The following is a 10,544-nucleotide window of genomic DNA, read 5'->3' as shown; positions in this document are numbered from 1 at the left end:
TGAAGGTCGGCTTTAGGATCGCCGCCATGAAAACCAGTAAAACGGGAGTCTCATCAATCAAAAATGCTAAGTTGTTGATTTCGCTGCACCCGCAGTCTCACTGTTTAGAAGTTCCGACAAAAGCTGTCGGAGTTGGTAATTAATGGGACTGAATTAATGAGACTCGGCGTCCCCCGCTTTAGTTGTGCAACTTAAGCCTATCAGCAATCCTTATCCGAACCGAAGACCGAACAAGCCTCCGGTTTCTTCTTTGTCAGTCAAACGAGTTGGGTTCACGTAATTCTGAATTTCGAAGCCTTCCTGAAACCCATCATTGGGCAACGCATCCGAGTTCATCGTCACAATATACTGGAAGCCGACCCTCTCGGCATGACTTGCCCCAAGTTGGAGCGCCTTGGCAACCTGTCGTTCGTCAACTCCATCGAACAAATGGCTGTCATGAATGAGAAACCCCGGCCCGATGCCCCGTTTTGTCGTGAGTTCTGCCAGCATAAGGTCAAAGCAGAAAATCTGCATGTTGGTGATGCCTTTGCTTCGCTGTCCTTCAATTTTGACATCGAAAGTAGGGCCATTAGGCGTTGCCGCGATGGTCAGATTTCCTGCCTGTTCGTAAAGGGATGTAGACAGGTCTTCGAATATTACGATTGCATCATTGATAATGTCACTGCGCTCATGAAGGTCACTTTGAAGCGATTGTTGCAGCCTTGCGCGTTCGATATCGAGCTGAACAGTCGTGCTTTCAATACGCTCTGCTATCTCTAACTGCTGACGCAGAGTCTCCACTTTCGCTTCAGCTCGTCCAGCTTCCTCTTGAAGTCGCGCATAGTGCTCAAGCGCACCGCCTGATTGAAGTATACCCATTAGTTGCTTGCGGCGGTAATCCAATTCGATCCGCTGCGCCTCACGCTCTACAATGCGGCTTTCGGCGGAAGTTATCTCAGCTGAAAGGTGCGCTTGTCTGTTACGGATAATTGCTTCGTGGAATTCAGACACTTCCTCGAAGCGCCTACCGACAGTTTCAGGCAAAACCACGCCAGCTTCGTCATAGAGTTTCTTGACGTTCATGATCGCCGGAGGTGCTTCGCTATCAAGTGCCGTGCTCAGTTGTAAGATCAGCTCTCGGTCGATAAGGTTATCATCGTTGATTGCTGAAATTGAGCGGGTGATTTCGGAGGCTTCCTGCTCCATCGCGGCATACTGTGGGACCACGTTAAACTCAGCAAGCTGCTCTTGTAGACGTCGTGCCCTGGTTTCCGCAATAGCGAGCCGTGTGCGAAAATCGGCAGAGTTACCGTAGAAGCCACCCAGATCACCCTGCTTGGCAGCCTTGCGAAGCTCTGCCATTGCGCTTTCCTGAGAACGTGTTTCTTGGAACTCTTGCGAGATGCTAGCGTCCAATCCCATCAGGTATGAGATAGCAACCTGCTGATCCCAGTTTTGTTGAGGTGCGGATTGTTGTGTGGGTTTAACTATGCCGCCGCTTCCTTGGCGACGGGCGAAGTAAGAGAAAAGCGAGCGAAATGTTGGTCCAAATCGGCTGATCGCATCGGGGTCAGTTGGCAGTCCGAAAAGTAGCGCCCCCAGATCGGCTCGCCAATGCACATTCGATAACACCAAATCGCCGGTCTTTTTATTTAGCTCGGGTTTGATCGGCCAATGTTCGGTTTCGCCCTGAAGGCGTATTTGCGCTGGTTTTTTTTCCAGACCGCGCCGCTGATATGGTGTGTCCGCCAATGTCAGTCTGAGCCTCGAAAGAATACGGTTTCAGCGCGTCTGATCTGAAAATACTATCGGGCTTGGCGTTGCCCCCGTAAATGAAATGTATCAGCTCTACAAAGCTGGTCTTTCCGGCTCCATTGCGTGACTGCTTATCAGTCGCCTCTGCCTCTTTTTCGGCCAATAGGACGTTCAACCCCGGTCCGAAGGTCAAGGATTTGAAGCTCTCCAAATCGCTTGTCAGAGTATGGATCATGCCGCTGACTTTCGTAGTACACCACTATCGAAAGTCACAGCTTTGAGAATAAACAGCAAGTCCAAGGCAAGTATGAACCAATCATAGTTGATCGGAGCCACGCCGACAGGCTCGCCCCGCTGCTTACGCACTTCATCCCAAATACGCGAAACCGTCATTGGTTCATGCAGACATGCGAGAATATCCGCTCCAACGGTCAACAACGCGCGATCAGGTCGGATATGTTTGGTGGGAAGAATCATGTTGCCACCTCTGCCTCTATATGATCCTCGAAGATATCGCAGCGTTCGAAGAAATACGACAGGACAGCCAAAACAGCGGCCTGATGCTGTGGTGTTCCTGTCATGCCACCTGCGAACTGCTGAAGCTCCATGAAGATGCGGTCAGCCGATTGCGCTTCCTGCTTGAGCACTTCGTAGCGATCGCGGAAACCTTGGGCAATTTCCTCGCCAAAATTGGGGTCAGGAAACTGATTGAAAAACTCCTCAACCAGCCGTTCACGGCGACGGCCCTGACGCAAGAGCTCTGCTGCATCGTCAGATAGGTCGTTCGCTTTCAGCTTCTCCGCTGAAGGCGCCGCCAGCGGTGGGTTGTCGTCAGGGTCGATCCGCTGAATCAACATGACGACCGGACGTAAGGCTTCAAAGTCAAGATTTGCGAGCGTCCTTTGTGTTGGAGCAGGACCAAAGAGATCTTCCAGTTGCGTCGGCGCGGGCGACATCGTAATTTGGAAAAGCTCAGGATAGTTCATTTGACCAAGGCTTATAGCCGGGTTCGCCGTTCCCAAATCAGAAAGCTGTTGCACAGCATCGGCTGGAAGACCGTCATCGTCATTGTGCACAAAAATCCAACGCTCCATGCGTGGCCCCCAATGCGCAACAGCCCCATTGAAATCTGCATCAACCTTGGCTTGGAGTTTATCAAGCTTCGTAGTCTTCGGAGCGTAGCACTGGTAAACTGTCTTGTCGCTGGTCAAGTAGCCGTCGCATTTCAGATCACCTTTGTTCCCGTAGGGACGCACAGCCTGAAAATCGCCAGTATAGGCATGGCCCATAATTCGAGAGAACAGGTCTTCAAACGCCTTGCCTTGGCTTTCAAGGAACGCGATGCGGAACTAAAGTTGAAAAAGATGACGTTGCAGTTCGTCCATTAACGGGAAGCTCCGATGGCGCGCTGAATAGTACTGCGGTTCACGCCCAATATCTCTGCCATGCCAGAAACAGTTTCTCGCTTCGTTTCAATCGCAGCTTTCGCGTGTGCGATCTGTGCCGGAGACAGCATCGGTGGTCGGCCAAGCCGTTTGCCGCGTTTTTTGGCTGCCCTTAATCCCGCTTTAGTTCGCTCTTGGATCAAGTCTCGCTCGAACTCGGCCAAAGCTCCCATAATGTGAAAAACAAGCCGCCCACCTGCTGTCGTTGTGTCAATTCCATCTGTCAGACTTCGAAACTCAATGCCGCGCTCTCCGAAGAGTTTAAGTAGGTGGATCAAGTCAGCTATGGACCGCCCTACTCTGTCCAACTTCCAGACAACTAAAAGATCGTTTTGACCAAGTTGGTCCATGGCTTCGGAAAAACCTGGACGGGTTTCGGCGGCTTTCGCGCCGCTCTGCGCTTGGTCAGTGATGATCCTGTCGCACCCGGCCTCGGTCAGCGCCTCGATCTGTAGATCAAGGTTCTGTTCCTCTGTAGACACTCGTGCGTAGCCGATTTTCATGGATTCTTTTTGCATGAGGTTTTTGCGGCAGTCCAGCACCAAATGAATCAACGACTTAGCGAACTGGGAAAAGGTGCCGCAAAAAGGGTCGTTTTCGCGGCACTGGCGTCCAAGCAGTCATTCGTGTTTTGCGCGGCGAATGCCGGGACAGAGCCCAGATTGTCCGATGCTGCGTCAAGAATAGATGGCAGGTTCGGCGAAAACCAGCGCTGAAGATGTCAGAGATTTACTACCTCGCAAAGGCGGTCATGCACGAAGGTTTTTGCCACGCTACAGGCCAGGGGCAAATCGTCATTTCGCGCAAGGCCGCAGGCGATGGCAGTGGCCAAGGCGCAGCCTGTGCCACGCATCATTGCTGCCTCAAGCCGCGGTGCCGACAGGACGCGATGCTCTGACGCGGTGAACAGATGATCGTCTACGGTTTCACCCGATGCATGACCTCCTTTGATCAACACGGCTTGTGCCCCCTGGGACAAAAACCATTCCGCCTGGGTCGCAATCTGGGCATCGGTCTTCGCCATAGGGCAACCTGAAAGAGCCGCCGCCTCGTGGAGATTAGGGGTAACAAGATGGGCTCGCGACAGCAACGCCTTGGGAAACTGCCCCGCCATAAGTTGCCGTCCCGAGCTGGAAATCAGTACAGGGTCAAGGACAACGGGACAAGATTGTTTTCGGATGGCGTGCGCGACTGCCTCAGCCGTTTCTTCGTGGCCAAGCATTCCGATTTTGATGGCCGCCGGGTTTGCCGTAGCCAATGCCGCTTCGATCTGGCTGTCGATCAGGTCCACGGGGGTGAGCTTCGTAGCGAACACCATATCATTCGATTGCGCGGTAACAGCGGTGACGATGGGAATAACCTCGAACCCGAACGTGTGGGCTACAAAGGCGTCGCGGGTCAAGCCTGCGCCCCCGCTGCTGTCGGTGCCGCCGATAACTATAATGGGTTTCATGAGCTCGCCCTCGCTGCAAGCAAGGCGAGGTTGGCTACACCTCGCGCATGCAAGCTTTTGGCCGCCCGCCATGCCCGTAGTCCGCTTTGGCAACACAGGACGACGCGTTGCTCGGGATGCGGGACATGCGCTCTCAGCTCTGCTTCAGATAGGCGCGTGGCATGGGACCTAATCTTTTCAGGGGCTTCCTGCTGGTCACGCAACTCAACAATCAGGTCTGTATCCTGCAACATCTGTTCGGCGATGAAAGGGAAATCGATTTCGGGTTCGGGGCTCCCTAGAAAGCTGAACCGACTAAATTGCAGAGCGGCGAGGTCAGCTGTGATCATTTGTCCTTGGGGTGATGGTGTCGTGCCAAGCAGGATCCGAAGCGCGATTTGCGCCTGTAACGCGCCGATGACTCCGACAACTGGGCCAAGCACTCCGGCGGTGGCGCAAGTTGCTCCTGACGCGGGAAGTTCGGGAAAAACGGCGCGCAGGGATGGGGCACGATCACAAAAGCTGCCGACATAACCGGTCTGCCCAAGAACGCTTGCCGAGACGAACGGGGTTTTCACCGCCAAACACGCGTCTGACAGGATATAGGACACCGCAAAACTGTCAGCCGCATCGATCACTATATCAGCCGACTTAACAAACTCTGGGGCGGTGCCGGGACCGACGGCGGCGATCTGCGCATTCACCTGAATGTCTGGGTTGAGGGACAGCAAGGCATCGCGCGCTGCTTCCGCTTTTGGCCTGCCCAGATCGTTCATGCGATACAGCGGCTGACGGTGCAGGTTGCTTTCCTCGACGTAGTCCGGGTCGACGATCGTTATCTGTCCAGCGCCAGCACCGGCAAGGTATTGCAACGCGGGGCAACCGAGCCCCCCCGCGCCAACCACCGCAATATGTGCCTTGGCCAGTTTTGCCTGACCCGTGATGCCGATCTCGGGCAGTTGCATTTGGCGTGCATACCGGTTCATGCGCCGCACACCCGAAGCCATTCGCGGGTTCGTGCTTGCGGGTCGGGGGCCATCTGAATGTCGGTCACAACTGCAACGCTGTCCGCCCCAGCGGCCAACGCGCCGGCAGCGCGTTCCGGGGTTAACCCTCCGATCGCCACAAGCGGAGTGTCGCCCAACATAGACTTCCAGCGGGTCACACGATCCAATCCCTGCGGCCCCCATTTCATCTTCTTCAGCAAAGTCGGATAGACCGGTCCAAGTGCCACATAGGCGGGATCAAAGGACAGAGCGCGGTCAAGTTCAGCTTCATCATGCGTGGACAAGCCAAACCGCACTCCGGCGCGTCGCAAAGCCATGAAGTCGGTGGTGTCCATATCCTCTTGTCCCAGATGGACAAAGCTGCACCGCAGATCCAGAGCCGCCTGCCAATAGTCATTCACAACCAGCGTGGTCCTATGAACCGCACAGAAGTCACGCGCGCGGGCAACTTGTCGGTGGATTTCAGGTTCGGGGGTATCTTTGATGCGCAGTTGCACCAGCTTTACACCCAGCGGCACCAAAAGCTCCAACCGCGACACATGGCCAGTGATGAGGTAGAATCGTTCCATCACATCAACTCCGCGATGCCAAGAACAGGAGTCGAAGGCACGGCGACCTCACGTGGTTCCATCGGGTCCGCATCATAGCCCATTCGCCCGGCCTTGACTGCCATGGCCATAGCGCGCGCCATGCCGACAGGATCGCCTGCCTTTGCCACGGCGGTATTGAGCAGGATGGCGTCCATCCCAAGTTCCATGGCCTGCACGGCATCCGAGGGCCGCCCGATTCCCGCATCAACGATCAGGGGCACATCTGCGAAATGGGCTCGCATTGCGCGCAAAGCATCAGGTGTGCGCAACCCTTGTCCCGACCCGATGGGAGCGCCCCAAGGCATTAGGACTTCGCACCCTGCCTCCAGCAGCTTCTCCCCGACGATCAGGTCGTCGGTCATGTAAGGAAATACCTTGAAGCCATCAGCGACAAGGATGCGAGCGGCTTCGACCAAGGCAAAGACATCCGGTTGCAGATTGTCGGCATGCCCAATCACTTCAAGCTTGATCCAATCGGTCGAGAAGACTTCGCGGGCCATTCTTGCAGTGGTCACGGCCTCTTGCACGGAATGACATCCGGCTGTGTTCGGCAGAATGCGTGTGCCCGTCTCGCGCAAAAGCTCCCAGAATCCAGCGCCCGATCCATCAGCAGTCTCGCGCCGGAGGCTGACTGTGACGACCTGACACCCGCTGGCTTTGATCGCCTTTTGTAGGATCGCTGGGGATGGGTATTGCGCTGTTCCTAACAGCAGCGGCACGGATATTTCGACATCATAAAGGCGCATCTCAACCTCCTTGCATTGGGGCCAGAACCTCGATCCGGTCGCCGCCGGTCAGAGCCGTCGTGTTCCATTCGGATTTCGGTACAAACAGTCCGTTCAGGGCCGTAGCGATTGCGGGATTGGTAAAGCCAAGCTCGGCAAGGGCTGCGCCAAGCGTTTCAGCCGTAACGTCATGCTGTTTGGCGTTCACTGTGATGTTCATGTGTCGTCTCCGAAAAGAAATGTTGAACCACTTGTCCGGCCATGGCTGGTGCAAGCAGAAAGCCGTGGCGGTAAAGCCCATTCAGATGCAGCGTGTCGCCACGTGTCACAAGGTGGGGAAGGTTGTCGGGGAAGGCTGGGCGCAATCCACTTCCGATTTCGATCACGCTGGCTTCGGCAAATGCGGGATGAATGGCAAACGCTGCCCCCAACAACTCGGACAGCGAGCGCAAAGTGACGGGGCGGTTGGACGAGCTTTCGATCATCGTTCCACCGATCATGTAAATGCCGTCGCCGCGTGGCACGAGGTAGAGCGGAATGCGCGGATGCAAAAGGCGAATGGTCCGCGTGATTGTGATGTCAGGGCAGTGCAAGATCGCCATCTCACCACGGACCGGGCGCAGTTCAGGCAATGGGGCGTTGCTGCCGGTGCAATTCAAGTCAACCCGAGATGGCGCTTTGGTACCAAGGATGATTTCACCTCCGGCCTGCCATACTGCCTGCGCAAGATCGGAAAGCGCCAAGCGTGGGTTCAGGTGGGCCTCGTCTTTGAAAAACAAACCTTGCGAAAACCGACCCGCCAAGGCTGGTTCCAGATTTGTGATTGCGTCTCGGTCCACCGGGTCAAACCCTGATGTGCGCCGAGCAAAGCGAGCCACTTCGGCTTGATCACGCGGTGGTGCCACGACTAGGGTGCCTTTTCGCGTGACAGGAGTGATTTTGTCCCACCAATCAGCCGCAGTTGCGCCCAAGGTGATTACATCCTCTTCCGCACTTTCGCGTTCGCACCACGGCGCCAACATGCCACCTGCGAACCGGGCGACACTTTGCGATCCGATCTCGGAACCCGCCTCATAGACCCGCACCCGCGCACCCGCGCGTGCTAGTTCCAGCGCCGAAGCGAGGCCGGCCAAGCCGGCCCCCGCAATCGTGATCATTCGCCCGGCTCCTCGATGGGCATATACAAGTCGCCCCCTTCGCGGAACTTGGCAGCCATCGCGTCCATTCCTTCCTTTTGGGCCTCAGCGCGAATGTCATGGCTGATCCGCATTGAACAGAATTTGGGGCCGCACATGGAACAGAAATGCGCCACTTTATGCGCTTGCTTTGGCAGCGTCTGATCATGAAATTCCCGTGCGGTATCGGGATCGAGCGACAGGTTAAACTGATCTTCCCAGCGGAACTCAAACCGCGCGCGCGACAGCGCATCATCACGTCGTTGCGCACCGGGCAAGCCTTTGGCCAGGTCCGCTGCATGGGCCGCGATCTTGTAGGTGATCACCCCGGTTTTCACGTCATCGCGGTCGGGCAGCCCCAAATGCTCTTTGGGTGTCACGTAGCACAGCATCGCGCAGCCGAACCAACCGATCATGGCCGCTCCGATGCCCGATGTGATGTGGTCATAGCCCGGGGCAATATCCGTGGTCAGAGGCCCAAGCGTGTAGAATGGCGCTTCGTGGCAGCATTCCAGCTGCTTATCCATGTTTTCCTTGATCTTGTGCATGGCCACGTGACCCGGGCCCTCGATCATCACCTGACAATCCTTGGCCCAAGCGATCTTGGTCAACTCGCCTAGGGTTTCCAACTCGGCAAACTGTGCTTCGTCATTGGCGTCTGCGATCGAACCCGGGCGCAGCCCGTCTCCCAGACTGAAAGCCACATCATATTGACGGCAAATGTCGCAGATTTCTTCAAAATGCTCGTAAAGAAAGGATTCCTTGTGGTGGTGTAGGCACCATTTGGCCATGATCGACCCGCCACGAGATACAATGCCGGTCACTCGGTTGACCGTCATCGGAACCATATGGAGGCGCACCCCTGCATGGATGGTGAAATAGTCAACGCCTTGTTCTGCCTGTTCAATCAACGTATCGCGGAACACCTCCCAGGTCAGGTCCTCGGCGATTCCGTTCACCTTTTCCAAGGCCTGATACATCGGGACCGTTCCGATCGGCACAGGGCTGTTGCGGATGATCCATTCACGAGTGTTGTGAATGTTGCGCCCTGTTGAAAGATCCATGACCGTATCAGCACCCCAGCGTATCGCCCAAACCAATTTGTCGACCTCTTCCTCCATGCTGGAGGTCACGGCTGAAGTGCCCATGTTGGCGTTGATCTTGACTAGAAAATTCCGCCCAATGATCATTGGCTCGGATTCCGGGTGGTTGATGTTGTTGGGGATAATGGCGCGTCCAGCAGCAATTTCGCTGCGTACGAACTCTGGGGTCACATAGTCTGGAATACTGGCGCCAAAATCATTTCCATCGCGGTGGCAAGGAGAAGTTTCGCGCAGCTGGTTTTCGCGAATGGCAACAAATTCCATTTCCGGCGTGACGATCCCTGCGCGCGCATAGGCCAACTGCGTGGGGGCCGCGCCATTCTTGGCACGCAGTGGGCGCGGTTTGACTGGAAATTCAGGGGTCAGCTTTTCGCCGTGGACAAAACCATTGTCAGCGGCCGTCACTTCGCGCCCGTCATATGTTTCGACATCGCCGCGTGATCTGATCCATTCGGCTCGCAATGGCGTAAGGCCCTGTTTAATGTCGGTGAGCACATCCGGATCGGTATAGGGCCCCGAACTGTCATACACAGGCAAGGGTGCTTCGCCTGCGGTCGGGTGGGTGGAGATTTCGCGCATAGGCACTCGGATGTCGGGATAAAGCTCACCTGCGACATGGATTTTACGCGACGCGGGCAATTCGCCCGTCGTGATTTTCGGATTGGGGATGTTCAATTTGGCGCTCCTCAAGCTCAAGTCTCAAAAAAACACCAGATGAGTTTGGGGAGGAGGCGAAGGTAAAATACACCCTCTGTTCAGACTGCAAACACCAAAAAACGGCAATGCAATCTTAGCTTCCTACGCCAGTGTCAACTGGGTCAGGTTCAAAGGGTCGCATCACCGGGTTTTCACCCTGTCAGCCTCTCAGTCCCATAGGCGGGACTCCCCTGCGTAATTTCGCAATAGAATGGAGCGGTCGGTTTGTAAAGCTTCAACAAGCGGTCACTGACGCAGCCGCAGCAAATAGCAGGTTTGTCCGCAACTTGCCGGTTCATGCACGATGCGGCGAAGGTCTGCTATGGCCCCTGCCCAAGTCTCATCAATAGAAAATGCTAAGTGACTGTTTTCATTGCAGGCGCAGTCTCAGCATTAGAGAACTCCGACAAAAGCTGTCGGAATGGCTATATAATGAGACTGAATTATTGGGACTGTGAATGCAGTCTTATCAAAGGTCTAGGTTGTTAGCTGTATTCATAGTTTTTCGGTCAAATTGAATAGCCCCTAGTTTCCTAGACACCTTCTTGGTTCGCATTATGCTGTCTATTTTCAAAGTCGACGGGCGACAGCATACCGTTTCTGGCATGTTTGCGTTTCGGGTTATAGAACATTT

At 55.2% G+C, this 10,544-nt stretch carries 11 protein-coding genes and 1 riboswitch; all 11 genes read right to left on the bottom strand.

The genetic code is table 11. The annotated features are described in order from the left end of the window. Positions 1-210: 210 nt before the first annotated feature. A complete protein-coding gene (locus tag ACXJGX_RS16005; protein ID WP_474783511.1) occupies positions 211-1,734 on the bottom strand; it encodes an ABC-three component system protein in 1,524 nt (507 codons plus the stop codon). 234 nt (positions 1,735-1,968) lie between these two features. Next, positions 1,969-2,214: an ABC-three component system middle component 6 gene (locus ACXJGX_RS16000; RefSeq protein ID WP_474783509.1), complete on the bottom strand. Its 246-nt coding sequence runs from the start codon at positions 2,212-2,214 to the stop codon at positions 1,969-1,971. Then, entirely contained in the window at positions 2,211-3,026 is an 816-nt protein-coding gene (locus tag ACXJGX_RS15995) for an ABC-three component system protein (RefSeq protein ID WP_474783507.1), read from the bottom strand. Before ACXJGX_RS15995 ends, ACXJGX_RS16000 begins: the two co-directional genes overlap by 4 nt. Before the next feature lie 95 nt (positions 3,027-3,121). Beyond that, a complete protein-coding gene (locus ACXJGX_RS15990; protein WP_474783505.1) occupies positions 3,122-3,685 on the bottom strand; it encodes a recombinase family protein in 564 nt (187 codons plus the stop codon). A 218-nt stretch (positions 3,686-3,903) separates the two neighbouring features. After that, on the bottom strand, positions 3,904-4,635 hold the full coding sequence (gene thiD / locus ACXJGX_RS15985) for a bifunctional hydroxymethylpyrimidine kinase/phosphomethylpyrimidine kinase (RefSeq protein WP_474783503.1): 732 nt from the start codon (positions 4,633-4,635) through the stop codon (positions 3,904-3,906). Continuing rightward, positions 4,632-5,600 carry a ThiF family adenylyltransferase gene (locus ACXJGX_RS15980; RefSeq protein WP_474783501.1) on the bottom strand — a complete coding sequence of 323 codons (969 nt, stop codon included), beginning with the start codon at positions 5,598-5,600 and terminating at the stop codon, positions 4,632-4,634. Before ACXJGX_RS15980 ends, thiD begins: the two co-directional genes overlap by 4 nt. After that, positions 5,597-6,190: a thiamine phosphate synthase gene (locus ACXJGX_RS15975; protein ID WP_474783499.1), complete on the bottom strand. Its 594-nt coding sequence runs from the start codon at positions 6,188-6,190 to the stop codon at positions 5,597-5,599. The genes ACXJGX_RS15980 and ACXJGX_RS15975 overlap by 4 nt, the downstream gene beginning before the upstream one ends. Beyond that, positions 6,190-6,957: a thiazole synthase gene (locus ACXJGX_RS15970; RefSeq protein ID WP_474783497.1), complete on the bottom strand. Its 768-nt coding sequence runs from the start codon at positions 6,955-6,957 to the stop codon at positions 6,190-6,192. The genes ACXJGX_RS15975 and ACXJGX_RS15970 overlap by 1 nt, the downstream gene beginning before the upstream one ends. Position 6,958: 1 nt before the next feature. Beyond that, positions 6,959-7,156 carry a sulfur carrier protein ThiS gene (thiS, locus tag ACXJGX_RS15965; protein WP_474783495.1) on the bottom strand — a complete coding sequence of 66 codons (198 nt, stop codon included), beginning with the start codon at positions 7,154-7,156 and terminating at the stop codon, positions 6,959-6,961. After that, on the bottom strand, positions 7,125-8,093 hold the full coding sequence (locus ACXJGX_RS15960; RefSeq protein WP_474783493.1) for an FAD-dependent oxidoreductase: 969 nt from the start codon (positions 8,091-8,093) through the stop codon (positions 7,125-7,127). The genes thiS and ACXJGX_RS15960 overlap by 32 nt, the downstream gene beginning before the upstream one ends. Beyond that, the gene (gene thiC / locus ACXJGX_RS15955) at positions 8,090-9,889 is read right to left on the bottom strand and encodes a phosphomethylpyrimidine synthase ThiC (RefSeq protein WP_474783491.1); all 1,800 of its coding nucleotides are present in this window, start codon (positions 9,887-9,889) and stop codon (positions 8,090-8,092) included. The genes ACXJGX_RS15960 and thiC overlap by 4 nt, the downstream gene beginning before the upstream one ends. Before the next feature lie 103 nt (positions 9,890-9,992). After that, a riboswitch (TPP riboswitch) is annotated at positions 9,993-10,113 on the bottom strand. Positions 10,114-10,544 lie beyond the last annotated feature (431 nt).

Source organism: Yoonia sp. SWMV100 (assembly GCF_056108365.1).
This window is presented reverse-complemented; position numbering and strand designations above follow the sequence as displayed.

Excerpts from the sequence above, each read along its gene's own strand:
- ACXJGX_RS16000 (WP_474783509.1), bottom strand. The coding sequence starts at position 2,214 with ATGATTCTTCCCACCAAACATATCCGACCTGATCGCGCGTTGTTGACC.
- ACXJGX_RS15995 (WP_474783507.1), bottom strand. The coding sequence starts at position 3,026 with ATGGGCCATGCCTATACTGGCGATTTTCAGGCTGTGCGTCCCTACGGG.
- ACXJGX_RS15990 (WP_474783505.1), bottom strand. The coding sequence starts at position 3,685 with ATGAAAATCGGCTACGCACGAGTGTCTACAGAGGAACAGAACCTTGAT.
- thiD (WP_474783503.1), bottom strand. The coding sequence starts at position 4,635 with ATGAAACCCATTATAGTTATCGGCGGCACCGACAGCAGCGGGGGCGCA.
- ACXJGX_RS15980 (WP_474783501.1), bottom strand. The coding sequence starts at position 5,600 with ATGAACCGGTATGCACGCCAAATGCAACTGCCCGAGATCGGCATCACG.
- ACXJGX_RS15975 (WP_474783499.1), bottom strand. The coding sequence starts at position 6,190 with ATGGAACGATTCTACCTCATCACTGGCCATGTGTCGCGGTTGGAGCTT.
- ACXJGX_RS15970 (WP_474783497.1), bottom strand. The coding sequence starts at position 6,957 with ATGCGCCTTTATGATGTCGAAATATCCGTGCCGCTGCTGTTAGGAACA.
- thiS (WP_474783495.1), bottom strand. The coding sequence starts at position 7,156 with ATGAACATCACAGTGAACGCCAAACAGCATGACGTTACGGCTGAAACG.
- ACXJGX_RS15960 (WP_474783493.1), bottom strand. The coding sequence starts at position 8,093 with ATGATCACGATTGCGGGGGCCGGCTTGGCCGGCCTCGCTTCGGCGCTG.